Origin of the sequence: Sphingomonas sp. QA11, from assembly GCF_028473665.1 — a bacterium.
Lineage (GTDB): Bacteria > Pseudomonadota > Alphaproteobacteria > Sphingomonadales > Sphingomonadaceae > Sphingomonas > Sphingomonas phytovorans.
Map to the genome: position 1 here is coordinate 4,245,820 of NZ_CP098774.1, position 24,882 is coordinate 4,270,701.

General features: G+C 65.0%; 27 protein-coding genes. 8 read left to right on the forward strand and 19 right to left on the reverse strand.

From position 1 onward, the window contains the following. Window positions 1–102: 102 nt before the first annotated feature. Window positions 103–939: a phasin family protein gene (locus NDN01_RS19590; protein ID WP_272623464.1), complete on the reverse strand. Its 837-nt coding sequence runs from the start codon at window positions 937–939 to the stop codon at window positions 103–105. Window positions 940–1,063: 124 nt separating this feature from the next. Continuing rightward, a complete protein-coding gene (locus NDN01_RS19595; RefSeq protein WP_272623466.1) occupies window positions 1,064–2,797 on the reverse strand; it encodes a PHA/PHB synthase family protein in 1,734 nt (577 codons plus the stop codon). A gap of 111 nt (window positions 2,798–2,908) precedes the next feature. On the opposite strand from NDN01_RS19595, the gene NDN01_RS19600 reads away from it, so the two are divergent. The 3 genes from NDN01_RS19600 to NDN01_RS19610 all read left to right on the forward strand — a co-directional run bounded on the left by NDN01_RS19600 (window position 2,909) and on the right by NDN01_RS19610 (window position 6,445). Then, window positions 2,909–4,114 (forward strand): LL-diaminopimelate aminotransferase, encoded by a 1,206-nt coding sequence (locus tag NDN01_RS19600; RefSeq protein ID WP_272623468.1) that lies wholly within the window; start codon window positions 2,909–2,911, stop codon window positions 4,112–4,114. A 72-nt stretch (window positions 4,115–4,186) separates the two neighbouring features. After that, window positions 4,187–5,965, forward strand: coding sequence for a sensor domain-containing diguanylate cyclase (locus tag NDN01_RS19605; protein ID WP_272623470.1), 1,779 nt, complete (start codon window positions 4,187–4,189; stop codon window positions 5,963–5,965). 54 nt (window positions 5,966–6,019) lie between these two features. Then, a complete protein-coding gene (locus tag NDN01_RS19610; protein ID WP_272623472.1) occupies window positions 6,020–6,445 on the forward strand; it encodes an acyl-CoA thioesterase in 426 nt (141 codons plus the stop codon). Between the two features lies 1 nt (window position 6,446). Here NDN01_RS19610 and NDN01_RS19615 read toward each other — a convergent pair whose 3' ends face one another. After that, on the reverse strand, window positions 6,447–6,944 hold the full coding sequence (locus NDN01_RS19615; protein ID WP_272623475.1) for a winged helix-turn-helix transcriptional regulator: 498 nt from the start codon (window positions 6,942–6,944) through the stop codon (window positions 6,447–6,449). A 112-nt stretch (window positions 6,945–7,056) separates the two neighbouring features. Here NDN01_RS19615 and NDN01_RS19620 point away from each other — a divergent pair, with 112 nt between their 5' ends. Both NDN01_RS19620 and NDN01_RS19625 read left to right on the forward strand, forming a co-directional pair. Next, window positions 7,057–7,374 (forward strand): CC_3452 family protein, encoded by a 318-nt coding sequence (locus tag NDN01_RS19620; protein WP_272623477.1) that lies wholly within the window; start codon window positions 7,057–7,059, stop codon window positions 7,372–7,374. Between the two features lie 80 nt (window positions 7,375–7,454). Then, a complete protein-coding gene (locus tag NDN01_RS19625) occupies window positions 7,455–9,545 on the forward strand; it encodes a RelA/SpoT family protein (protein ID WP_272623479.1) in 2,091 nt (696 codons plus the stop codon). Between the two features lie 410 nt (window positions 9,546–9,955). Here the strand turns inward: NDN01_RS19625 and NDN01_RS19630 are convergent, their stop codons facing one another. From NDN01_RS19630 to NDN01_RS26020, 5 genes are all read right to left on the reverse strand, one after another. Beyond that, window positions 9,956–10,525 carry a hypothetical protein gene (locus NDN01_RS19630; RefSeq protein WP_272623481.1) on the reverse strand — a complete coding sequence of 190 codons (570 nt, stop codon included), beginning with the start codon at window positions 10,523–10,525 and terminating at the stop codon, window positions 9,956–9,958. Between the two features lie 146 nt (window positions 10,526–10,671). Further along, window positions 10,672–11,748 (reverse strand): IS5 family transposase, encoded by a 1,077-nt coding sequence (locus NDN01_RS19635; RefSeq protein WP_272621981.1) that lies wholly within the window; start codon window positions 11,746–11,748, stop codon window positions 10,672–10,674. Window positions 11,749–11,925: 177 nt separating this feature from the next. Beyond that, a complete protein-coding gene (locus NDN01_RS19640; protein WP_272623482.1) occupies window positions 11,926–12,267 on the reverse strand; it encodes a hypothetical protein in 342 nt (113 codons plus the stop codon). A gap of 129 nt (window positions 12,268–12,396) precedes the next feature. Further along, window positions 12,397–12,921, reverse strand: coding sequence for a hypothetical protein (locus tag NDN01_RS19645; RefSeq protein ID WP_272623484.1), 525 nt, complete (start codon window positions 12,919–12,921; stop codon window positions 12,397–12,399). Then, window positions 12,860–13,363, reverse strand: coding sequence for an ankyrin repeat domain-containing protein (locus NDN01_RS26020; protein WP_443025147.1), 504 nt, complete (start codon window positions 13,361–13,363; stop codon window positions 12,860–12,862). Before NDN01_RS26020 ends, NDN01_RS19645 begins: the two co-directional genes overlap by 62 nt. A gap of 375 nt (window positions 13,364–13,738) precedes the next feature. On the opposite strand from NDN01_RS26020, the gene NDN01_RS19655 reads away from it, so the two are divergent. After that, window positions 13,739–14,755 (forward strand): glycosyltransferase family 2 protein, encoded by a 1,017-nt coding sequence (locus NDN01_RS19655; RefSeq protein ID WP_272623488.1) that lies wholly within the window; start codon window positions 13,739–13,741, stop codon window positions 14,753–14,755. A 168-nt stretch (window positions 14,756–14,923) separates the two neighbouring features. Here the strand turns inward: NDN01_RS19655 and NDN01_RS19660 are convergent, their stop codons facing one another. Then, entirely contained in the window at window positions 14,924–15,655 is a 732-nt protein-coding gene (locus NDN01_RS19660; protein ID WP_272623489.1) for a class I SAM-dependent methyltransferase, read from the reverse strand. A 1-nt stretch (window position 15,656) separates the two neighbouring features. Then, window positions 15,657–16,088, reverse strand: coding sequence for a GtrA family protein (locus tag NDN01_RS19665; protein WP_272623491.1), 432 nt, complete (start codon window positions 16,086–16,088; stop codon window positions 15,657–15,659). Window positions 16,089–16,129: 41 nt separating this feature from the next. Between NDN01_RS19665 and NDN01_RS19670 the strand changes: the two genes are divergently transcribed. After that, on the forward strand, window positions 16,130–17,962 hold the full coding sequence (locus NDN01_RS19670) for an AcrB/AcrD/AcrF family protein (RefSeq protein WP_272623493.1): 1,833 nt from the start codon (window positions 16,130–16,132) through the stop codon (window positions 17,960–17,962). Here the strand turns inward: NDN01_RS19670 and NDN01_RS19675 are convergent. The 7 genes from NDN01_RS19675 to NDN01_RS19705 form a co-directional block, all read right to left on the reverse strand. Further along, window positions 17,949–18,569 (reverse strand): MarC family protein, encoded by a 621-nt coding sequence (locus tag NDN01_RS19675; protein ID WP_272628320.1) that lies wholly within the window; start codon window positions 18,567–18,569, stop codon window positions 17,949–17,951. The genes NDN01_RS19670 and NDN01_RS19675 overlap by 14 nt on opposite strands. 11 nt (window positions 18,570–18,580) lie before the next feature. Next, on the reverse strand, window positions 18,581–19,174 hold the full coding sequence (locus NDN01_RS19680) for a hypothetical protein (RefSeq protein ID WP_272623495.1): 594 nt from the start codon (window positions 19,172–19,174) through the stop codon (window positions 18,581–18,583). Between the two features lie 13 nt (window positions 19,175–19,187). Continuing rightward, window positions 19,188–20,063: a bifunctional methylenetetrahydrofolate dehydrogenase/methenyltetrahydrofolate cyclohydrolase FolD gene (gene folD / locus NDN01_RS19685; RefSeq protein WP_272623496.1), complete on the reverse strand. Its 876-nt coding sequence runs from the start codon at window positions 20,061–20,063 to the stop codon at window positions 19,188–19,190. Then, complete coding sequence (locus NDN01_RS19690; RefSeq protein ID WP_272623498.1) at window positions 20,060–20,362, reverse strand: DUF167 domain-containing protein; 303 nt, start codon at window positions 20,360–20,362, stop codon at window positions 20,060–20,062. Before NDN01_RS19690 ends, folD begins: the two co-directional genes overlap by 4 nt. 3 nt (window positions 20,363–20,365) lie before the next feature. Then, entirely contained in the window at window positions 20,366–20,671 is a 306-nt protein-coding gene (locus NDN01_RS19695; RefSeq protein ID WP_272628322.1) for a YggT family protein, read from the reverse strand. Window positions 20,672–20,746: 75 nt separating this feature from the next. After that, the gene (gene argB, locus NDN01_RS19700) at window positions 20,747–21,646 is read right to left on the reverse strand and encodes an acetylglutamate kinase (RefSeq protein ID WP_272623499.1); all 900 of its coding nucleotides are present in this window, start codon (window positions 21,644–21,646) and stop codon (window positions 20,747–20,749) included. 64 nt (window positions 21,647–21,710) lie between these two features. Then, entirely contained in the window at window positions 21,711–22,349 is a 639-nt protein-coding gene (locus tag NDN01_RS19705; protein WP_272623501.1) for a queuosine precursor transporter, read from the reverse strand. A gap of 129 nt (window positions 22,350–22,478) precedes the next feature. Here NDN01_RS19705 and NDN01_RS19710 point away from each other — a divergent pair, with 129 nt between their 5' ends. Continuing rightward, window positions 22,479–23,738, forward strand: coding sequence for a NupC/NupG family nucleoside CNT transporter (locus NDN01_RS19710; RefSeq protein ID WP_272623503.1), 1,260 nt, complete (start codon window positions 22,479–22,481; stop codon window positions 23,736–23,738). Here the strand turns inward: NDN01_RS19710 and NDN01_RS19715 are convergent. Both NDN01_RS19715 and NDN01_RS19720 read right to left on the reverse strand, forming a co-directional pair. Further along, entirely contained in the window at window positions 23,731–24,336 is a 606-nt protein-coding gene (locus tag NDN01_RS19715; protein ID WP_272623505.1) for a DedA family protein, read from the reverse strand. The genes NDN01_RS19710 and NDN01_RS19715 overlap by 8 nt on opposite strands. 46 nt (window positions 24,337–24,382) lie before the next feature. Continuing rightward, on the reverse strand, window positions 24,383–24,823 hold the full coding sequence (locus NDN01_RS19720) for a winged helix-turn-helix transcriptional regulator (protein WP_272623507.1): 441 nt from the start codon (window positions 24,821–24,823) through the stop codon (window positions 24,383–24,385). Window positions 24,824–24,882: the final 59 nt, after the last annotated feature.

A 24,882-nucleotide genomic window follows, 5' to 3' on the forward strand; every position in this document is an offset into this window, starting at 1 on the left:
GGCAAGAGGTAGCGCGCCATCAACCTTGAATGTGGCGCAGATAAACGAAAAGGGCGGCCCCGAAGGACCGCCCTTTCCTTTTCCCGACGATCGTGCGCGAGATTACGCGGCGATCTTCGCCTTCTCGGCGGCAAGCGCGACGCGGTTCGAGATCGGCTGGGCGACCTCGCCGGCCAGCTTCAGCACTGCTTCGGTGTTCTTCGAGGTCTGCGCGACGATCGAGTCGAACGACGAGCGGACATAATCGCTGTGCAGCTTGAAGAAATCGGTCGGCGACTTGACGGTCGACAGGCTCTTCAGCGCCGCGGTCGCGCCTTCGAACTGCTTGCGGCTATACTCGGCAGCGTCCTGGCCGAGCGTCTCGAAGCCCTTGGCTGCGATCTTGCCCGATTCGACGAGGGCTTCGATGTTGCCCTTCGAGAATTCATTGGCTTCCTCGAACAGCTTGGTGCCCTTCTCGACGGCGGCCTTGGCGCGCTCGTTTGCTTCGGCGAACAGGGTCTGGGCCTTTTCGGCGGCGTTCTTCAGATTGGCTTCCATGGTGTTCACTTCCTTCTGGATGATGGCGACCGGCGCTTCGACGGCGGCGGGCGTGACGGTTTCGATGATCGCTTCGGGGGTCTTCACTGCGGCTTCGACTGCCTTTTCGATCACCGGCGCTGGCGCCGCTTCGGCCTTTGCGACCACCGGCTCGGCCGGCGCCTTGACGGCGACGGGAGCAGGTTCGGGCAGTTCGATCTTTGCGGCCACCGGCGGGACTGGCTTCGTCACGACAGGAGCCGGGGTGACCGGCGCCTTGGCGGCGACCGGCTTGGTGGCTGTCTTTGCCACAGGCTTTGCGGCAACCTCCGGCTTGGCTGGTGCCTTGGGAGCCGGCTTCGGCGTCGCGGTTGCCGGGGCCTTGGCCGACGTTTCGGGCTTGCGTCCGTTGCTGGCCATGAAGGGCCTCCTCATGCTACTTGCTGCACTGCAATATAGTTGCATGCTGCGCGGAGCGCAAGCTTTTTTGTTGCACCGCAACATAAGCGTCATGCTGCGGACATAACGCCGCAATTGCTGCCCCTTAGCGTGCCCGGACGTAGCTCCCCGGCGCGTCCTCGACCGCCTTCAGCGCGCCCTTGCCGGGCTGGCGCGCGCCTTTGGCCGGCGCGCTGGAATCATCCTGTCCGCGCAGCCAGCCGACCCAGTCGGGCCACCAGCTTCCCTTTGTCTCGGTCGCGCCGGCAACGAAATCGGCAAGCGTCTCGACCTGCCCGGGATTGAGCCAATATTGATATTTGCCCAGTGCCGGGGGATTCACCACGCCGGCGATATGGCCCGAACCCGCCAGCACGAACTTCACCGGCCCCGAGAAGATATGGGTGATGTTCCAGACGCTTTCGGCGGGCGCGATGTGATCCTCGCGCCCGGCCTGGATATAGGACGGGGTCTTCACCCTGGTCAGGTCGACCGGCGTGCCGCCGACCGAGAGCATGCCCGGCTTCACCAGCAGATTGTCGCGGTAGAGATCGGTCAGGTAGCTCAGATGCCATTTGGCCGGCAGATTGGTCGTATCGCCGTTCCAGTGGAGCAGGTCGAACGGCGCATAATCCTGGCCGAGCAGATAATTATTGGTGACGTAGTTCCAGATCAGGTCCCGGCCGCGCAGCAGGTTAAAGGTCAGCGCGAGATAGCGGCCATCGAGAAACCCTTCCGGGGAGAGGGTAGCGATCGTCTTCAGCTGCTCGTCATCGACGAAATTGAGCAATTCGCCGGCGCGGGAGAAATCGACCTGGGCGGTGAAGAAGGTCGCGCTCTTCACCTTGTCCGCCATGTCCCGCGCCGCCAGCACCGCCAGCGTCGCGGCAAGCGTGGTGCCGGCCACGCAATAGCCGATGGTATGGACGGCATCGACCTTCAGCCCCGCGCGCACCGTATCGATCGCGTCGATCTGCGCCTCGACATAATCGTCCCACACCACCTCTTTCATGCCGGCGTCGGCCGATTTCCACGAAACCATGAACACGGTGATGCCCTGGTCGACCGCCCAGCGGATGAAGCTCTTCTCCGGCGTCAGGTCGAGGATGTAGAAACGGTTGATCCAGGGCGGGAAGATGACCAGCGGCACGGCGAGGACATTCTCCGTCGTCGGCGAATATTGGATCAGCTCGTAGAGCGGAGTGCGCTTCACCACCTTGCCCGGGGTGGTCGCGAGGTTGCGACCAAGCTCGAACGCGCCGGGATCGGTATGGGTGAGCTGGCCCTTGGCGATATCGGCCAGCATGTTCTGCAGGCCCTTGAGCAGGTTCTCGCCGCCCGTCTCGATCGTCTTTTCGAGCACCACCGGATTGGTCGCGGCGAAGTTGCTCGGGCTCATCGCCTCGAGGAAACCGCGAGCGGCGAAGCGGAGCTGCTCCTTCTGCCGCTCGTCCACGCCCTCGAGCGCGTCGATATTCGCGAGCAGATGGTCGGAGATCAGGAAATAGCTCTGGCGAATCCAGTCGAACAGCGGGTTGTCGCGCCATTGCGGCGCCGCGAAACGCTTGTCGCGGGCATGCCTGCCGTCGTCGGCCGGCATGGCCTTCGGATCGAGGAAGCGCTGCCAGAGACCAATGCTGTCGGTCCAGAACGCCTCGGCGCGCTGGATCGTCGCCGGATCGTTGAGGCCGGGAATGACCGGCAGACCAAGATCGCTCCGTTCCGCCGCAGCGGTGGAGAGGCCGCTCTCCAGCATCATCTGCTGCGCGCGGCCCATCACCCAGGTCCAGTGCTGCAGTTCCTCGAGGCTGGGCAGTGCGGGAGCGTCGGACTCGGCCATGGGGATCCTTGGGTGGCGAATTTCGACCACCCTAACGCATCAACGCATGTCCGTCATTCACGTGCGTGCCGGAATCACGTAAGGACAGGCTTCCTCTAACCGGAAGTAGCCATGTCCGACGATTTCTACCGCATCAAGCGCCTGCCCCCCTATGTCATCGCCGAAGTGAACGCGATGCGAGCGGAAGCGCGCGCGGGCGGCGAGGACATCATCGATCTCGGCATGGGCAATCCGGACCTGCCGCCGCCGCCGCACGTCATCGAGAAGCTGTGCGAGGTCGCGCGCAAGCCCGACGCGCATGGCTATTCGGCATCGAAAGGCATCCCGGGGCTGCGCAAGGCCCAGGCCAATTATTACCAGCGCCGTTTCGGGGTCGAGCTGAACCCCGATAGCGAGGTGGTCGTGACGCTCGGGTCGAAGGAAGGCCTCGCCAACCTCGCCCAGGCGATCACCGCGCCGGGCGACGTCGTGCTCGCGCCGAATCCGAGCTACCCGATCCACACCTTCGGCTTCATCATCGCCGGCGCGACGATCCGTAGCGTGCCGACCACCCCTGACGAACAGTATTTCGAAGCGCTCGAGCGGGCGATGGCCTTTACCGTGCCGCGCCCGAGCGTGCTGGTGATGGGCTATCCTTCCAACCCGACCGCCGAGGTGGTCGATCTCGCTTTCTACGAGCGGGTCGTGGCGTTCGCGAAGGAGCACAAGCTGTGGGTGCTGTCCGACCTCGCTTATTCAGAGCTTTATTACGACGGCTGCCCGACGCCCTCCATCCTGCAGGTGCCGGGCGCCAAGGACGTCGCGGTCGAGTTCACCTCGCTCAGCAAGACCTATTCGATGGCCGGCTGGCGGATCGGCTTCGCGGTCGGCAACCCGCAGCTCATCTCGGCGCTGACGCGGGTGAAATCTTATCTCGATTACGGCGCCTTCACCCCGATCCAGGCAGCCGCGGTCGCCGCGATCAACGGGCCGCAGGACATTGTCGAACAGAACCGCCAGCTCTATCAGCGCCGCCGCGACGTGCTGATCGAAAGCTTCGGCCGCGCCGGCTGGGATATCCCGCCGCCGCGGGCGTCGATGTTCGCCTGGGCACCACTGCCGCCGGCGCTGGCGCATCTCGGCAGCCTGGAATTCTCCAAGCAACTGCTCACCCATGCCAAGGTCGCTGTCGCGCCCGGCGTCGGCTATGGCGAGAATGGCGAAGGCTTTGTGCGCATCGCGATGGTCGAGAACGAGCAGCGGCTCCGCCAGGCGGCGCGGAACGTTAAGCGCTATCTCCAGAGCATGGGCGTCAATACCCCGGCGCGCACCGGCTGACGCCCGTCGCCGCTCGGCCGGGGGCAGCTCTGCCCTAACCTGCGCTTAAGGCTTTGGCCCTATGGCGGCGGGATGGGTCGCGCTTCCCCCGCCGCGCCTTCTCCGGTCGCGATCATCGTCGTCGGACTGAGCTATTTCGCGCTCGCTTCGGGCGCGATCCTGCTCACGCGCCTGAGCGACGGCATCGCCCTCTTGTGGCTTGCGAATGCGCCGCTGATCGCTGCGCTGTGCATCACGCCGGTGCGGCGATGGGCCCCGATCCTGGCCGCGGCAGTCCTTGGGACCTGGACCGCTTCGCTGCTGTTCTCGCCGATTCCCGCCGCTGCGCCGCCCTTCGCGCTCGTCAATGTCGGCGAGGGGGCGCTGGCGACGTTGCTGCTCAGGCGCTGGGGCGTCGACCGGACCCAGCTCGAGCATTCCCGCTCGATCGCGCTGTTCGTGCTGGCGGCGGGGATTCTCGCGCCGACCGCGAGCGGCCTGCCCGGCGCATGGATGGCGAGCCAGTTGCTGCCGATCGGCTTCCTGCCGGCGCTGTTCGACTGGATCGTCGGCCACGGCGTCGGCACGCTGATCGCGGCGCCGCTTGCGATGCAGGTCACCCGCCGCGATATCGACTGGCCGCTTTTCCACGCGCGGCGCGGCACGCCCAAGGCGGTCGGCGCAATCGCGCTGCTTTCAGCCGTCACGTTCCTCGTCTTTTACCAGAGCATGCTGCCGATGCTGTTCCTGCCGATCGTGCCGCTGCTGATCGGCACCTTCGCGTTCCAGCGGTTCGGCGCGGCGGTCGGCATCCTGATCGTCGCGCTCATCGGCGGCGTGCTGACCACCAACGGCCACGGGCCGATGGCACTGATGCATGTCGACCAGGCCGGCCGGCTGCAATTCTTCCAGTTCTACCTGGTCGTGCTGTTCGTGACGGCGCTGCCCGTCGCCGCCGCGCTGGTGCAGCGCGACCGGCTGATGGCGGCGCTGCGCGAGAACGAAACCCGCTATCGGCTGATGGCGGAGAACGCGACCGACATCATGATGACCCTCGAGCCCGACGGCACGATCCGCTTCATCTCGCCGGCCGTCCGCGAGCTCGGCTATTTCGAGCCCGAGAACATCATCGGCCTGAATGCCGCGATCCTTGTCCATCCCGAGGACCGAGAGAGGGTCAGCGCCGTACATGTCGAGGCCCTGGGCGCGCCGGAACGGGTGTTCACGGTCGAATATCGCGCGACCAAGGCCACCGGTGACGTCGCCTGGTTCGAATCCAACATGCGCTCGGTCCGCGACCAATCCGGCCGGATCACCGCGGTGTTCAGCGTGATCCGCGATCTCGACGGCCGCAAGATGCGCGAGGACGAACTGCTCCGTGCCGCCAATACCGATCCGCTGACCGGCCTGCTCAACCGTGGCGCTTTCCGACGGCAGGTGAAGGAGGCGATGCCCCATCTGCGGCCGGACCGTCCGTCCACCCTCGCCCTGCTCGATCTCGATCATTTCAAGCGGGTCAATGACGAGCACGGCCACGCTGCCGGCGATGCGGCATTGCTGATGCTGGCCGATCTGCTGCGCGAGAATCTCCGCCCGGTCGATTCGGTCGGGCGGATCGGCGGCGAGGAGTTCGGCATCCTGCTAGCGGGGCTTGCGGTAGTTGACGCGGGCATCGTGTGCGAGCGCCTGCGCCGGACGCTTGCCGAACGGCCAGTGCCGGGCATCGAACCCGCCCTGCACATCACCGCCAGCATGGGACTTGAGGCTCTGGCCCCGGGGGACAGCATCGAGGATGCCTTCCGTGCCGCCGACAACGCGCTTTATGCGGCCAAGGCCGCCGGCCGCAACCGGATCGAGCTCGCCGCGGCCTGACCGTTATCGGCGCGCCGGATTGACGGCGCGCCCGACGCAGGCCATCGCCGCCGCATGATCCGTCCCGGCTTTGCCTTTTCCACCAGCCTCAAGGTCCGCTATGCCGAGATCGACGGGCAGAAGGTCGTCTTCAATTCGCGCTATCTCGAATATGCCGATGTCGCGGCGACCGAGTTCTGGGACTGGACCGGCATCGGCGCCGCGCTCGGTCCGGTCTGGACCGAAACCGAATTCCATGTCCGCCGCACCGAGATCGACTATCTGAAACCGTTCGTGTTCGGCGACACGCTCGACGCCTTCGTGCGGATTGGGCGAATCGGCAATTCGAGCATGACGCAGCGGTTCGAGCTATGCCATGCGCAGACCGGCGACCTCCACACCGTGATCGACATGGTGATCGTCAACGTCCACCTGCCGACGGGAAAACCGGTCCCGATCGATCCGGCAATCCGTGCCTATCTGGAAACGCTGCCCGGCTGACCTACTCGGCCGCCCGCATCTCGGGTTCATGGACGACATCCTCGGCCAACGCCCAGAGCAGGTCGTGTTTCGTCAGCACCCGTCCGTCCCAGGCGCGCACCTCGATCGGGCCGATCGGCCGCATGTCGCGCGCGTCGACCAGCACCGGCGTCGCCGGCATGCCGGTCTCCCACCGTTCGCCCCACTGGCGCAGCGCGATCATCGTCGGCAGCAGGGCCGCCCCCTTCTCGGTCAGGCGGTATTCGATCTTGCGGCGATCCTCCGGCATTGCCTCGCGAGTCAGGATGCCGTGCTCGACCAGCCGGGCGAGCCGGTTGGCCAGGATGTTGCGCGCGATGCCGAGTTCCGACTGGAACTCCTCGAAATGGTGGAGGCCGTTGAACGCGGCCCGCAGGATCATGAAGCTCCAGCGTTCGCCCATCGCCTCGAGCGCGGCAGGCAAACTGCATTCGCTCAGCTTCTCACGGATATGTCCGCCCATCTCAGTCCTCTCGACCATGGGAGCGTATCGCAATTCGCCCGTCATGGAAATGCCATATAAGTTTTCAGTTGCAACCTAAGACTTAATACACTAGGTAGTGTTTCGCAACTGGTTTCAAGGAGGACAAACAATGACCCACATTCTTTCGATCGCCGCCGCGCTCGCCGCTTCCGTCATGATGCTCGCGCCCTTCGCAAGCAGCGCGCAGGGCCCCGATGGCTACTACACTGCAACTCCCGTCGCGCAACCGACGAAGACGAGCTTCATCACCAGCAATCTCATGTGGAAGTGGCGTGACACCGCGTTCACCGCCAACAAGGCGCCAGCGCGCGACAACATCGTGTGCCAGATGATCGTGCAGCGCGCCGGCGCGCTGACCGCGTTCACCGCCGGCGGCCAGGCATTCGACGCCGACGCCCTCGCCAAGTGCAACGCCCGCGCGAAGTGATCTCCCCTTGCCGGCCGCGGTTTCACGACCGCGGCCAGCTTTTTGTTGCAAAGCAATACATCGCGGCCCCATCTTAAGGCGTGCTGCGCCAATATGAACTTGTAGACCGGGTCCTCGACTATGACCCGCAAGCCGACGAGGCGCTGCTCAACCGCGCCTATGTCTTCTCCGTCAACGCCCATGGCACCCAGAAGCGCGCCTCGGGCGACCCCTATTTCAGCCACCCGATCGAGGTGGCCGGCATCCTGACCGAGCTGCATCTCGACGACGAGACGATCGCCACCGCGATCCTGCACGACACGGTGGAGGACACCGTCGCCACGATCGAGGAGATCGAGAAGCTGTTCGGCCCCGCCGTCGCGCGGCTGGTCGACGGCGTCACCAAGCTTTCCAAGATCGAAGCCCAGACCGAGAATGAGCGCGCGGCGGAGAATCTCCGCAAATTCCTGCTCGCCATGTCGGACGATATCCGCGTGCTGCTGGTCAAGCTGGCCGACCGCCTGCACAATATGCGGACGCTCCACTACATCCCCAATCCCGACAAGCGTCGCCGCATCGCGCGCGAGACGATGGACATCTATGCCCCGCTCGCCGAGCGGATCGGCATGTACGAGTTCATGAAGGAGATGCAGACGCTCGCCTTCAAGGAACTCGAGCCCGAGGCCTATGATTCGATCAACAAGCGCCTGCTCCAGCTTAAGGAGGGCGGCGGGGACCGGATCGCGAAGATCGGGTCCGGCCTGAAGCTGCTTCTCTCCCGCCACGGCATCGACGCCGATATTTCGGGCCGCGAGAAGCACCCCTATTCGATCTGGAAGAAGATGGCCGAACGGCACATCAGCTTCGAGCAGCTTTCGGACATCATGGCGTTCCGCGCGATCGTGCCGAGCGAGGAAGCCTGTTACCAGACGCTTGGCGTGATCCACCGCCGCTGGCCGATGGTGCCGGGACGGTTCAAGGATTATATCTCCACCCCCAAGCGCAACGGCTATCGCTCGCTCCACACCAGCGTGATCCATGCCGACAATACCCGGGTCGAAGTGCAGATCCGCACCGGGGAGATGCATGAGGAGGCCGAGCTGGGCCTCGCCGCGCACTGGGCCTACAAGCAGGATAAGGTCCGCCCCGAGACCCAGGTCAGCTGGATCCGCGACCTGGTCGAGATCCTCGACAATGCCGAGAGCCCGGAAGAGCTGCTCGAGCATACCCGCATGGCGATGTACCAGGACCGCATCTTCGCCTTCACCCCGAAGGGCGAGCTTCACCAGCTGCCCAAGGGCGCGACGCCGATCGACTTCGCCTATGCCGTGCATACCGATCTGGGCGACCAGGCGGTGGGCGCGAAGATCAACGGGCGCGTCGTGCCGCTGAAGACCAGCATCGAGAATGGCGACCAGGTGCAGATCCTGCGCTCCAAGGCGCAGGAGCCGCAGACCAACTGGCTGAGCTTCGCGATCACCGGCAAGGCGCGCGCCGCGATCCGGCGCCATCTGCGCCACAAGGAGCGCGAGGAGACCCAGTCGCTCGGGCGCAAGATCTATGACGAGATCGTCCAGCGCCTTCCCGCGCCGCTCGCCGCCGACGCGATCGACGCGGCGCTGAAACGGGTGAAGCTGGCCGACGAGGCGGCGCTGATGGAAGCGATCGCCCGGCGGCGCATCACCGATGCTGAGGTGATGGAGGCCCTGATGCCAGGCTCGGCCAGTGCCGCCAAGGCGCGCGAGATGCCGCTGCAGACAAGCGCGATCTCGATCAAGGGGCTGACCCCGGGTGTCGCGTTTGACCTCGCCGAATGCTGCCATCCCGTGCCGGGCGACCGGATCGTCGGCCTGAGGCGGCCGAACGAGGGGATCGAGGTCCACACGATCAACTGCCCACGGCTGGCCGAAAGCGACGATGCCGACTGGGTGGATCTCGCCTGGGGCGACAAGACGGAGGGAGCCACCGCGCGCATTTCCGTCGAGGTCAAGAACGAACCCGGCGCGCTTGGCGTGATCGCGACGATTATCGGCGCGCAAAAGGCCAATATCGTCAACATGCGGCTCGACAACCGCGACACCGGATTCCACACCAACACGATCGATGTCGAAGTGCACGACCTCCACCATCTGACCCGCCTGATCGCGGCCCTGCGCGCGGCCGATGCGGTCAGCATGGTGGAGCGGGTCTGACGCGCGGCGGCACTGATCCGCATCGTTACCGGGCACGATGGAGACCCGATCAGCGACCTGCCAGCCGGCAGCCGGCTGGATATGAACGATGTCGCTTGGGCCGCCTGACCAAACGACGTTCGAAACTCGTTACCTCAAATATAGGCGGGCGTCGTAGCGACTGCGCTTCCCTCACACACCCTGTAGGAAGGAAGAACGCTTGCGGTCTTCGCCAAGCTCAGGCCTTGCACGTGGCGCACGGCTCCGCGCAGCTTCGGCGCGATCTGCCACACCATCGGCTCAATCCTCTTAAAGTTCAGTGCGACTGAATACCCAAACTACATCAATCATGCCGGATATGTGCAGATATGATCGAAGCTGAATTCACGGATCGGACGGGCGTGGCGTGAATGCACTGCTTAGGTATAATTTTAGGCGCCAAGGGGTCGCGACGGTCTTTGCCTTGAAGCGCGGCCCACGATCCGCCGGATATTGAGCAATGCCGCGCCAGCCACATATGAATCTCCCACATAGGACGGTATCGTTGTCAGAGTTCCAGCGCGCGCCATTCTCTGCAGACTGGCAAGAGCAAACGTCGCCTCAATGCTGCTCTCCTCAATAAAATTATCAAATAAAACCTGAATGTTCCCCGGGCACCCCTCTAGATAGCTCAGGCCCTTAATGAACAGAGGCCTCGTGTCGCCAGACATCAAATTCACTGCCCCCTCAAGGGTAACTAAATTAGCGGCCCCAATGAATACCATCACTTTTTCTCGCACCAGGTCTTCCGAATCGTTCGCCAGCTCCAGTACCTGGCGCGTCTGATCAAAATTCATTTCGCAAGGACAACTAATAACGCCGTCCATAATATAAGATCTTACGTTCCTGCTAGGATCTCGTATTAATTTCAAAGCCGAGTCCATCAGAGAAATCGCGTCGCGTCCAAGGAAAGAAAACGCTCGCGCACCCTCAAGCCTCGTCGCCGATTCCGAACTGGCCATCGCGACGGCGATTGGACACCTCGAAGAACGCCTTTGAACGGTGATGACGGCGTCGGCATGGTCTGGATGGCGGGTTTGCCGGCATCGACAAGGGCGTATTGGCCGGTTCGCTGCCCCTGAGGGTGCCTGATCTGGCGCAAATCCGGTCAAGCAGGCGCAACTCGGGCTTCGAGCCAGGCGAGGCGGCTGAAGTTGTAGGCGAGGTTGACCATGCCGATCTTTACCTTGGCGCGGGCGATGCCGATGGTGCGCACGAACAGCTTCATGCGGTGCTTTTGCCCGGCAAAGACGTGCTCGACGGCCGAGCGGACTGGTGACCTTGCGGCGTTGGCGCGGGCATGATGCGCCGGCAGGTCCTTGTTCTTCGGCTTGCGGAAATGGACCTTCGAGACAAGCCCGCGCTTCGCCATCGCGGCTTCGTTGCGCTTCGAGCGATAGGCGGTGTCGGCCCATACCGGCGATGCGGTGTTCCTCGGATCGAGCAGCCCCTCGAACGGCCGGCTGTCGTGCGCGGCGGCACTGGTCACCTCCCATCGTCGGATCAGGCCATGGCGGCGGTCGATCCCGGCGTGGTTCTTGTAGCCGAAAACCGGCACCGCGATCTCGACACCTTTGGCCTTCATCTCGCTCGCCTCGCTGCGCTTGCGGCGGCCGCGCTTTATCGTCCAACGCGCGTCGGTGTCCTTCTGCCGGCGCTTGGCTGGCGACCAATGTCCCGGCGTGCCGCCGCCCTTGATCGTGACCTTCTCCTCGTCGCTCAGCTTCTGGCGTGGTGCCGCCACGACGGTCGCGTCGATGATCTGCCCTCCCATCGCCAGATAACCCGACCCGTGCAGCGCATCGTCGAAGCCCGCGAACAGCTTCTCGATCGCCTTCGCCTGGACGAGTTGCTCGCGGAACAACCAGATCGTCTTGGCATCGGGCACCCGGTCGCCAAGCCCAAGCCCCAGGAAGCGCATGAACGACAGCCGGTCGCGGATCTGGAACTCGCACGCATCGTCCGACAGGCTGTACAGCGCCTGCAGCACCAGCACCTTGAACATCAGTACCGCGTCATAGGGTGGCCTCCCGCCGCGACTGCGATCCGACCGCGCAAGCGCTGCATCCAGCACCGGCCGGAACAACGCGAAATCAACCACCGCGCTCAGCCGTTCCAGTGGATCCCCCGCCGCCGACAGTGCCGCAAGCCGATCATCAACATCGAAGAAACCGCGTTGTACCATCGCTGCCTCCCGTTCTCACGGGATGCAGTGAATCATCTCACGCCCTCAAACGCCATAGGTTTTTAGAGGCGTCCGATCACCTTCATGGCCTCAGCACCTCTACTAGGAAGACGACCCACGGCACGTTTACTCCTTGTAAGAAAAACCATCAGCCCATTCATCACACACGGCACTACGTTATAGCTTTCCCGCCTTTTCAAGTTCATCGAGCCGCATTGAGACATCCTGAAGTTCATTTTTCTCTTGCTCTATTCGATGCTTATGCACCACCCATTTTTTAGCATCTTCTTTTTCGTCATCATTCCCAGACGAATCTCCAAGATTATGGTTACCTTGCTCAAGCTTTCTTCTTTCTATACTTTCAAGGATTTGCTGTTCGCCTTTTAGAGTCCGTTTGAAAATGCGCGAAGAGCGCATTTCGGCGCACAGAAGGAGAATATCGTCAACATGCGGCTGGACAACCGCGACGCCGGATTCCACACCAACACGATCGACGTCGAGATGCACGACCTTCACCATCTGACGCGCTGATCGCGGCGCTGCTGGCAGCAGGTGCGGTCAGCATGGTGGAGCGGTCGACGCACGGCCCACCAGGCAGATGGCACAATAAAAAGCTTCTAGATCAACATCATACTGCAAAATCAGCGATCATAGGACGGTGGCGATAGCGCGACGGGGCCGGGGTTCAGCGCCACCCATGCCACGGCGAGCTCGCACAGGCGCCGCGCATCCCCGCTCCGCCGCTTTACCTCCGCAATGACCTGCGCCGCGCTGTCGAGTTCGGGCCGGGGGCAGCGCCTTGCCGGAACCGACATGCGCGAGCCATGCGTCAGCCATCGCCCGATACTGCGCATCCCAGTTCGCGCCGCCATTGCCGTCGAGTTCGTCAGCGATCCGACCGGATATCCGGATCACTTCGCCCTGGACGCTCGCCGCGGCGCCGCTTGACGGCACCAGCAACACCCAGAGCTGCTGGTGCCGGTCCTGCCAGCGATCCGCCGTGGCAACGATCGGCGACCTGCCGTCATGCAATGCCCGGCACCGCACCGGCGACACGTCGAACAGCGCATAGAGCCGATCGGGCGCGGTGCTGGCCGCATCGCGGCTGTCCTTATTGAAATTGGCGCGATGAAATTCGAAGTCGGTGCCGATCCGGGTCACGAAAGCCCGCATGCGCTGCGTCGTGCGGGCTCCGGCATCGAGCAGCACCGCCGCAAGTGGCGCTATCCGTTCGATCTGCGCATTGCTGCATCGCCGGAGCGCATATTTCGAGTGGCGTAAAGCCGTCCTCGTCGAGCGCATCGACGCCCGCGCCATGCTCCAGAAGCTGCCTGACATTCTCGAGGTGGCCGGCGTCCGCCGCGCCATGCAGCGGTGTGCCGCGTCCGCCTTCGCCCCGATTCACATCGGCGCCGAGATCGAGCAGGACACCGATACGACCTTGCCAGCTCCGCGCGCGGGAATGCAGCGGGGTTTCGCCATAGGTATCGCCGGCGGAAATATCCGCACCCTGCTCAACCAGCCAGAGCGCCAGATCGTCCGGGCACGAGGCAAAGGCGAGCGCGGTCTGTTTGAACACGCCGCCGCGCGCATCGAGCTCGCAGACATCGAACACCGCTTTCAGCCGGTCGAGATCGCCCTGGTCGAGCAGCGCCTCGAAATCCTGTGGCAGGAGTTTTTTTCTTCTTCGCCACCGTCCAGCTCCCGTACTTCTCCGAGCCCGGCGTCAATCCCGCGCCCCGAAGTACCGGTCAACCGGCCCCGGGCGTGCATGTCGAAGGGCGGTCGCATGAAGGCCATGGACCGGTACATTCCGGGCGATCGCGGACAGGCCCTACCCCAGCCCCTTCCTCAAGCGGGAGGGGAGAAGAATCGGCGCACCGGCGATCTCCCCCCGGGCCGCGTCACGGCAATGCTCTCGCCGGCAACGGGTTGATCCAGCGCAATCTCCCGATGACGGGGGCACGACTTGCCGCTAAACAGCGCGCCCATGCATCGCCCCGCGCTCTCCATCGTCGTCCCCTGCTACAACGAGGCAGCCTGTCTCGACATCCTGCATGCCCGCGTTTCCGCGGCGGCGCGCGCGGCGGTGGGCGAGGATTTCGAGATCCTGTTTGTCAATGACGGGTCGCGCGACGACAGCTGGCCGACGATGCAGCGCATCGCCGCCGCCGATCCGCACCTCGTCGCGATCAACCTGTCGCGCAACCATGGCCATCAGCTCGCGCTGACCGCCGGGCTCGACCTTTGCGCGGGCGAGCAGATCCTGATCATCGATGCCGATCTGCAGGACCCGCCCGAACTGCTCACCAACATGCGGGCGGCGATGGCCGAGCAGCAGGCCGACGTGGTCTATGCCGTGCGCCGCAAGCGCGAGGGCGAGAGCATTTTCAAGAAGGCGACCGCGGCGATCTTTTATCGCATGCTCGACCGGATCACGGACACGCCGATCCCACTCGACACCGGCGATTTCCGCCTGATGACGCGGCGGGCGCTCGACGCGTTCCTGTCGCTGCCGGAACAGGCGCGCTTCATCCGGGGCATGGTCGCCTGGATCGGCTTTCGCCAGGTGCCCTTCATCTACGACCGGGCCGAGCGGCATGCCGGCGAGACCAAATATCCGCTCGGCAAGATGGTCCGCTTCGCGCTCGACGCTGTCACCGGCTTCTCGACCGCCCCGTTGCGCTTCGCCAGCCATGTCGGCCTGGCACTGACCGGCGCGTCGCTGCTGCTGTTCGTTTATATCGCGGTCGGCTTCCTGACCGGGAGCGCGGTGCAGGGCTGGACCTCGACCATGCTGGTGGTGGTGCTGCTCGGCGCGGTGCAGATGTTCGTGCTCGGCATGATCGGCGAATATCTCGGCCGGCTCTATGTCGAATCGAAACGGCGGCCGCTGTATCTCGTCGCCGATATCGCGGGCCCGGTGCAGGGGCGGGCGACGCTTGGCTATCGGGCAGAGGCGGCTGACGATACCGTCAGGAGCGACGCTCCCTCGACACCCACGTAAGGCACCTCGAAACCAGGATTGGTTCACGCGAAGGCGCGAAGGCGCAAAGATGTCGTGTGCTGGTCAACCGCCGGCCTTCGATATGCAGCTATCGTCGGGCAGTGCGGATGGTCTTGATCAGCTTTGCGTCTTCGCGCCTTCGCGTGACAATCAAACGCGGACCGTTGGTTACCCGGCCGGCGAGGCGAGCGTGATGATCGACACGCCCGGCGACAGTGGGACGCGCCCGACCAGGTGACGTTCCAGGCGGAAAATCGCCTCGAACAGTGAATTGACGATCTTCGGCGGCGGCGAATCGTCGCTGTCGTCCTTGCCGGTCAGGCGGCCGGCCAGCCGCGCCGCCGCGGCCAGCGGGAAGAGCAGCGAATTGAAATAGCCGAGCTTCCTCGGCTCAAGCCCGGCCGCGCGGATCGCCTTGTCGAGCGACGCCTTGGAATAGCGGCGATGATGGTGGTTCACCACGTCGTGCGCGCTCCACATCCATTGATGCGCCGGCACGGTGATCAGGATCTTGCCGCCCGGCTTCAGGCACTCGGCCATCGCCTTCAGCGCGGCGACATCGTCCTCGATATGCTCGACCACGTCGAGCACGGCGATCAAGTCATAGCCGCCGCGATCGACACCGGTGAGTTCCGGCAGCGGCGCGGAGCCGACCGGCTTGCCCAGACGCGCGCTTGCTATCTCGCGGGCGGCCGGATCGATCTCGATCGCATCGACCGTGCCGAAAGCAGCCAGCATCGGCAGATTGTGCCCGGTGCCGCAGCCAATCTCCAGGATACGCGCGTTCTTCGGCAGATTGCCCTCGCGCACCAGATAATCGGCCAGAATGTCGCGCCGCGCCGTGTACCACCAATGGGTGGAATCATGCGCCGCCATGCGATCGTAAACGATACGGTCCATCTTAGCCGAACACCCATTGGCGGTTGAGCGCGAACGTCGCCAGCGGCGTCACCGTGAGAACGGGAATCATCGGCAGCCAGACCGGCCCGTGAAACAGCGGCCCGGTGATGATCCAGGTGAACGCGGCGTTGAGCAGCAGGCCGAAGCTTTGCACTAGAAAGAATTTGAGGTGCTGCCGGCCGCTCTGGTCACGGGTACCGTGCCCCTTGAAGCTCCATGCGCTGTGCAGGAAGAAACCGGCGACCACCGCGACCAGGAACGCGGGCGGCACGGCGAGCACGGCGAGGTGCCCCCCGAAGACATAGAGCGCGAGCGGCATATAGACCGCGAAATAGATCACGCTCGAGATTCCGCCGGCGATGCCGAATCGAATCAGCTGTTCGAGCAGCCCGCTCGCCCGCCAGGTCTCGATCTGTCTCAATATCGCCGTCACGCGTGCCTTGCCCTTTACGCGCGCCGCACTAGAGCGCGAACGTGACCGAGGGAAGCCCTTTGCAAAACGCCGCCACCCATCCGCTCGTCCGGGAACTGGACCGATACTGGCTCAGGCTGACCCTGCTTGCCTGGCTCGCGGTGGTGATATGGTTCCTGTTCGACCGGTGGAACGCGATCCAGTGGCTGTCGCTTGGCGACACGGACGACAATATGCGCCTCGCCCAGGTCCGTGCGCTGCTGCACGGGCAGGGCTGGTACGATCTGCGCCAGTACAAGCTCAATCCACCGGGCGGCTTCGATATCCACTGGAGCCGAATCGTCGACCTGCCGATCGCCGCGCTGATCCTGATCCTGAAGCCGTTCGTCGGCATCGCCCAAGCCGAACGCCTTGCCTGCGGCATCGCGCCGATCCTGCCGCTCAGCATCGCGATGGTCGGCATCGCGGCAACGGCGCGGCGGCTGGTGGGCGGTATGGCCTGGACGCTCGCGCTGGTGTTCCTGCTGGCGGGTTGCACCTCGACCATCCTGATGTTCATGCCCGACCGGATCGATCATCATGGCTGGCAACTCGCCATGCTGAGCCTGACCGTCGCCGGCCTGGCCGATCCGAAAGGCGCACGGGGCGGCGCGATCGTCGGCATCGCCAGCGCCGTCTCGCTGACGATCGGGCTCGAGCTGCTGCCCTATGCGGCTATGGCCGGCGCGATCATCGCGCTGCGCTGGGTATGGGACAGGGCCGACGCGCCGCGCATGACGGTCTATGCCCTGTCGCTCGCCGGCGGCAGCGCCCTCGGCTTCGCCCTGTTCGCCTCCAACGCCAATCAGGTGCTGCGCTGCGACGCGCTGACGCCGGTCTGGCTGAGCGTGATGATCGCGGCCGGCGTGCTGCTGTTCCTGCTTGGCCGGCTCAGCCCCGAACAGCGCTGGGTCCGCCTCGCCCTCGCCGTGGTAGCCGGCGCCGCGATCGTCATCGGCTTCGTCCTTCTGTTCCCGCAATGCCTCGGGCGGCCCGAACAGGTCTCGCCCGAGCTCGCGCGCGAGTGGCTCGACAATGTCCGCGAGGCGCGGCCGATCTACCGGCACGCGTTCCGCACCGCCTTCCCGATCGTGGTCCTGCCAGTGATCGGCCTGATCGGCGCGCTCATCGCCACCTGGCGCGCGCGCGGCACGGCGAGGGCAAGCGACTGGGTACCGGTGCTGCTGTTCTGCAGCTTCGCCGCCGCGATGCTCCTCTGGCAGGCGCGTGCCGCGCCCGCGGCGCAGCTTCTCGCCGTCCCCGGCGCGACCGCGCTCGGCTGGATCGTCCTGCCCTGGTGCCTCAACAGCCGGCTGCTGGTGGTGCGCGTGGTCGGCACCGTCATCGCGTTCCTGACGGTGTCGGGACTCTTTTCGGGCCTCGCGATCAAATATCTTCAGATCGACCAGCCAAGCAAACGAGTCCAGATCGTCAACAATGCCAGCGGCCGCTGCCCGACGATTCCGGCGCTCGCCCCGCTCGACAAGCTACCGGCGCAGACCATCTTCACCTTTGTCGATCTCGGCCCGCGCCTGATCACCGTGACTCACCACAACGCGATCGCCGGTCCCTATCATCGCAATGGCGACGCGATCCTCGACGTTCAGCACGCCTTCAAGGGCACGCCGGAGAATTTCCGCGCGATCGCGAAGCGCCACGGCGCGACTCTGTTGCTGATCTGCCCGAACATGGCCGAATCGACCATCTACCGGTCGCGCGCGCCGGGCGGCTTCTACGACCAGCTCGCGCACAACAAGGTGCCCGACTGGCTCGAACAACTGCCGCTGCCGAAGAAGTCGCCGCTGCGCCTGTTCCGGATCAATTACGACGAGAAGCCGGAGCCTACAGCAGGCTGATCCGCACCCCGTCGATCACGAACTGCACGGCGAGCGCGGCGAGGAGCACGCCGAGCAGGCGGGTGATCACCGCCTCGATCTTCACGCCGAGCACCCGCATGATCGGCCCCGCCGCCAGCAGGGCGAGCAGAGTCAGCGCCAGGATCGTCGCCAGCGCGGCGAGCACGACGAGCGACTTTTCCACGCCGTCGTTGCGGCTCATCAGCAGCATGACGCTGGCGATCGATCCGGGACCTGCGATCATCGGCATCGCCATGGGGAAGATCGAGACATCCTCAACCTCGGGGGTCCCGGCGACCTTGGCAGCGCGATCCTCGCGCCGCTGGGTGCGTTTCTCGAACACCATCTCGAGCGCGATGAGGAACAGCATGATCCCGCCCGCGATGCGAAAGCTCGCCAGGCTGATGCCGAGCGCGCGGAGGAGGTCCTCGCCGAACAGCGCAAAGACGAACAGGATCGCGGCGGCGACCAGCACCGCGCGGATCGCCATCGCGCGGCGATGCGGCGGCGACGCCCCCTTGGACAGGCCGGCATAGATCGGCGCGCAGCCCGGCGGATCGATCACCACGAAGAAAGTGATCAGCGACGAGACGTAGAGCGCGATCAGGTTAGACGCGGTCATTGGGCAGCGATCCGGTCGGCCATGACCGGCTTCATGGTGCGGCCGTCCCACAGCCAGACGTCGAAGGTGCGGGCACCGTCGGGTGCGACATGCCACCGCCAGGCGAGCGTCCGGTCCTCCGACTGGCCCTCGGCGCTCTCGCCGTCGCGATAGCGCACGGCAGCGACGGTCGCCGGGCTGCCCTTGCACGAGGCATGGCTGATCTTCGGCGTGTCGCCGGCCGGACGCGGCACGGCAAGGTCGTCGCCGCCGTCCATCGTCCATTTCCAGCCGCCGTCCGGCTGGCGCTGCCATATGGTGGAGAAATAACCGAAGGCATCGCCCTTCGGCCTGGCCCATGGGCCGGTATTCACCGCCAGCGCCCCGTCGCACGACACATAGCTGTCAGCCGCCCACCACATCAGCGCGGCGGGCGGATCCTTGCGATCCTTCAGGAACGCCTGCGCCTTGACCGGTCGCGGCGTGAACATCACCGCGTCCTCGGTCGCGAACCGACGAAACGCGGCCCATTGCCCCTCCGTCTGGGCGGCGCCGGCAAAGGCACGCTCGGCACCAGCGGCGCTCTGCGGCACGGCGGCGGCGAGAATCACGCGGCGTCCTTGGTCACAAGGCATCCCTGTCATAGGGAATTTGCGCCCGGCGATGCGCCGACAGCAACGTATTGCGCAGCAACACGGCGATCGTCATCGGCCCGACCCCGCCCGGCACCGGTGTGATCGCCCCGGCGACGCTGGCCGCCCCGGCGAAATCGACATCGCCGACCAGCCCGTCCTCGGTGCGGTTGATGCCGACATCGATCACCGTCGCGCCCGGCTTGATCCATTCGCCCCGGATCATCTCGGGCCGCCCGACCGCCGCCACGACGATATCCGCCCGGCAAACGATGCTCGACAGGTCCTTGGTCCGCGAATGGGCGACGGTGACGGTGCAGCTTTCCCTGATCAGCAATTGCGCCATCGGCTTGCCGACGATGTTCGACCGCCCGATCACCACGGCATCGAGCCCGGTCAGGTCGCCCAGCCTGTCCCTGAGCAGCATGACGCAGCCAAGCGGCGTGCAGGGGACGAAACCTTCAAGCCCCGTCGCGAGACGCCCGGCATTGACCGGATGGAAGCCGTCGACATCCTTGTCCGGATCGATTCGCGTGGTGACCGCGCGCTCGTCGATATGCGAGGGCAATGGAAGCTGGACCAGGATGCCGTCGACATTCACATCGGCATTGAGCGCGTCGACCAGCGCGAGGAGATCATCCTGGGAGACGGTGGCGGGAAGGCGATGTTCGAACCCTTCCATGCCCGCCTCCTTCACCGCCTTGCCCTTGGAGCGGACATAGACGGCGGAGGCCGGATCATCGCCGACCAGCACCACCGCCAGACCGGGCGGGCGGCCAGCGGCGGCGGCAAATGCCGTCACCTGGTCCGCGATGCGGCCGCGCAGGGCCAGGGCAAAGGCTTTTCCGTCGATGATGTCAGCGCTCATGGCGCTGCGTCATAGTGGCTGGCCGCGATTTCCGCCAGCGATGCGGCATCGCCCGATATCGAGAGGCGTTTCAGCCGCGACGTCTCGCCCGCCGTCAACCTGACATCGCGCTTCGGCACGCCGAATGTTCTGGCGACAAGCGCGATCAGCGCCTCATTGGCGGCACCCTCGACCGGCGGCGCCGCGAGCCACACGGCGAAATGCTCGTCCGTGCCGGCCGCGAGCCTGTCGCGGGAGGATCTGGGCGTGACGCGAACCGCGATCGCAATCCCGTCCGGCCGGGGCACCCAGGCTGGCACGGCTCAGATCGTCGGCGGTGCCTGGAGCTGCACGGCAATCGCCGGGACGATGATGTTCGACAGGATGTAGAGGATCAGCAGCACGACCAGAGGCGACAGGTCGAGCGCGCCGAAATCGGGCAGGATCCGCCGGATCGGACGATAAAAGGGTTCGGTGATCTTTTTCAGTGCTTCCCAGATCTGGCGCACCGTCTCGTTATAGGTGTTGATCACGTTGAACGCGATCAACCACGACAGGATCGCCTGGATCAGGATGATCCATGTGGCGACGCTGAGCAGCACCTGAACGATCGAGAGAAGGACCATCAAAAAGGCCAAGGTAGATCTCCGGGTCGAGTGGAAAGCCGAGCCTAGCGAAACGCATCCGTTTCGAACAGGCCCGTTTCAGCGGCGAACGAGCGTGCCCGCACCGCGCTTGGTGAAGATTTCCAGCAGCATCGCATGAGGAACCCGGCCGTCGAGGATGACGGCCGCGTCAACCCCGCCCTCCACCGCGGCGACGCAGGTCTCGAGCTTCGGGATCATCCCGCCGGTGATCGTGCCGTCAGCGCGCAGATCGGCGATGGCGGCGGGATCGAGATCAGTCAGCAATTCACCCGACTTGTCGAGCACGCCGACCACGTCGGTCAGCATGAACAGGCGCTGCGCGCCGAGCGCCGCGGCGATCGCGCCGGCCATGGTGTCGGCATTGATGTTGTAGGTCTGGCCGTCTGTGCCCTGCGCGATCGGCGCGACGACGGGGATGATCCCGGCCGCTGACAGCGTGTCGATGATCCGCCGGTCGACCCCCACCGGCTCGCCGACGAAGCCGAGATCGACATGCCGTTCGATGCCCTGCAGCCGGTCCGGCGTGTTGCGGCCGACCTTCTCCGCCGTCACGAAGCCGCCGTCCTTGCCCGAAATGCCGACCGCCCGGCCGCCGGCCTGGCCGATCCAGCTCACGATTTCCTTGTTGATCGAACCGGCCAGGACCATCTCGGCGATCCGCGCGGTCTCCGCATCGGTGACGCGCAGGCCGTCGACGAAGCGTGATTCGACCCCAAGCCGCTTCAGCATCGCGCCGATCTGCGGCCCTCCGCCATGGACGACGACCGGGTTGATCCCGACCGCCTTCATCAGCACGACATCCTCGGCGAAATCGCGCGCCGCCTCGGGATCGCCCATGGCGTGGCCGCCATATTTCACGACGAAGGTCGCACCGGCATGAAGCTGCATATAGGGCAGCGCCTCGACAAGCGTTTCCGCCTTGGCGAGCAGCGCGGGATCGGGGGAATGATCGGTCATGCGGGCCCCATAGCCATGAAGGCGGCGCGGTGAAAGCTACTACCCCTCTCTTAAAGAAGCGAGATCAGGTGCGCGCGTCCAGCCGGCGGCCGAGCCAGACGAAGAAGGTGATCAGGAACGGCACCAGCACGATCGACAGGACGACCTTGGCCAGCATCTGCCCGCCCATCAGCCCGAGGATCGGGCGCTCGCCATAGAAGGAGATCGAGATGAACAGCACCGTATCGACCACCTGCGAGACGATGCTGGCGATCATCCCGCGCAGCCAGAGCAGCTTGCCCGTGCCCTGCCGGAGCCGCGAGAAGATGAAGATGTTGAGCGTCTGCGAGATGCCATAGGAGATCAGCCCGGCGACCATCATCCGCGCGCTCTGCCCCACCACGATCGGAAAGGCGTCGACCGCCGGGGGATACATGCCGGGATCGGTCGGCAGCGCCAGCACCAGCTGGATCAGCGCGGCCGAGACGATCAGCGGCACGAAGCCGAAGCGGACCAGCATGTCGCCGGCCTTGCGGCCGTGCAGCTCCGTCACCGCGCTGCCCATGACGACGAGCAGCAGAAAGCCGAAGATCCCCGCCTCGACCGCCAGGGGACCTAGCTTGACCTGCTTCACCCCGAGCACGCCGGCAATGCAGACCATGCCGCCATAGAAGATCGAATAGACGAAGAGGGAACGCGGGATCGCGGGAGAGGTCTGGTTCATCGCGGCGACGCTACCGCCTTTTACGCACACGTCAAACCGCCACTAGCCCAAATTCTTGTGACCTGTATGGTGGGTCCCCGCATGCCTATGGGGCGGTACTAGTAGTTTTGGCAGGGCGGGGCGCCACGTATGAATCATTTCCTTATCGGCATCGCGGGCATCGCGGTGATCCTCGGCATTGCCTTCGCGCTGTCGAGCAACCGCCGCGCGATCCGCCCGCGCGTCGTCGGCGCCGCGTTCCTGCTTCAGGCCGGCATCGCCGTCCTGGTGCTCAAGGTGCCGGCGGGCGTGCACGCGCTCGAATTCATGTCGACCGGCGTCGCCAATCTGCTCGGCTACGCCAATGCCGGCACCAGCTTCCTGTTCGGCAGCCTTGCCGCCGATCCGCTGGGCAAGAATTTCGCGATCCAGGCGCTGCCCGTCATCATCTTCTTCGCCGCCCTGGTCTCGATCCTCTATTATCTTGGCATCATGCAGCTCGTGGTGCGCTGGATCGGCGGCGCGATCGAGTGGGTGATCGGCGTGTCGAAGGTGGAATCGCTGTGCGCCGCGGCGAACATCTTCGTCGGGCAGAGTGAATCCCCGCTGGTCATTCGCCCCTATCTCGCCGGCCTGACCCCGGCCCAGCTCTTCACGGTGATGACCAGCGGCATGGCCGGCGTCGCCGGCACCATCCTCGCCGCCTATGCCTCGATGGGAATCCGCATCGAATATCTGCTCGCGGCGAGCTTCATGGCGGCGCCCGGGGGTATCCTGATGGCCAAGATCATGATGCCAGACGTGAAGGAAGCGCCGTTCGACCAGCTCCCGCTCGGCGACGATCCCGAGGCCGAGGTCATCCATATCGCCGAGGCGAGCCATGATGAGGAAAAGCCAGCCAACATCATCATGGCGGCGGCTCAGGGCGCGCAAACCGGCGTTAAGCTTGCGGTCGCGGTCGGCGCGATGGTGCTCGCCTTCGTCGCGCTTGTCGCGCTGGCCAACGGCATCCTGGGCGGTATCGGCGCCTGGTTCGGCTATCCGACACTCAGCTTCCAGGGGCTGCTCGGCTATGTCTTCGCGCCGGTGATGTACCTGCTCAACGTGCCGTGGAACGAAGCGCAGATCGCGGGCGGTCTGTTCGGGCAGAAGATCGTGCTCAACGAATTCGTCGCCTATATCTCGCTTGGCGCGCAGCAGGGGGCGCTCAGCCCGCGGACCATCGCGGTAATCACCTTCGCGCTGTGCGGCTTCGCCAATTTCTCGTCGATCGCGATCCAGATGGCGGTGACGGGCAGCCTCGCGCCGAACCAGCGCCCGATGATCGCCAGGCTCGGCATCCGGGCACTGATCGCGGGCAGCCTGGCCAACCTGATGAGCGCAGCACTGGCGGGCATGCTGATCAGTTGAGCGAGACGCGCGCAGACGCGCGCGCGCACCGGTCGGCATAACGATGGTGCGACCAGCGCACGATCTGCGCGACGCCGATGAGCAGCACGATGCCGACCGCAGCGATCGGGACGAGCCGGCCGGCGGACAGCGCGCCGCCGAACAGCCGCTCGATCCCGCCGCCAAAGCCATAACCGATGCCGGTGAACAACGCCGCCCAGATCGCGGCCGCCAGCGCGTTGAGCGACAAGAAGGTCCGGGTATGGATGTGCGAGGTGCCGATCGCAATCGGACTGACCGTGCGCAGGCCGTAAAGGAAGCGGAAGCCCATCACGAACAGGACTGGATGCCGTTCGAGCGTCACCAACGCCTTGGCGAAGCCGGGCTTCGCCGCCATGGCGCGGACACGGGGATGGTCACGGAAATAGCGGCCGCCGGCGAAGAAGAGCTGGTCGGCGACGAACGAGCCCGCCGCCGCGGCGAGCCAGACGCCCCACAGAGGCAACAGGTGTCGGTGCGCCAGCACACCCCCGGCCAGGACGCAGGTCTCGCCTTCGATCCCCGCGCCGAGGAAGATCGCGGCCAGGCCGTAACGGGCAATGAGCGCTTCGATCGCCATCCGACGAAACCTGCCCGATAGCGTCGGGCCTGACCAGCCTTCCCGATCAGGCGCCCGGCTGTTCGACCCGCAGGTCAAGATCCGACAGGGCTGTGCCGCTCGCCTTGTCGACCACGATCGCCTCGACCGGCACGCCGCTGCCGGCTTCCACCAGGCGGGAGACGGGCGCATCGCCGAAATGCCGGGCGCCCCAGGCACCGAAGGCGAACAGCACCGGCAGGAAATCGCGCCCGGCCGCCGTCAGCAGATATTCGTCACGTGGCGGATGATCGCTGTAGCGCCGGCGTTCAAGCAGCCCGCTTTCGGTCAGCGCGGCCAGCCGGCGGGTCAGGATGTTCGGGGCGATACCCAGATTCTTCTGGAACTGGTCGAAGCGCGTCGCGCCGCCTCCGGCATCGCGCAGGATCAGCATGCTCCACGCGTCGCCGACATGACAGAGCCCGCGCGCGACAGGGCAGGATCCGTTGGAATATTTTTTAGTGTCCATTGCATAATGATAGTGACATTCGTATCATTATGCAAGTCACTCGGCCGCAGCCGGGAAAG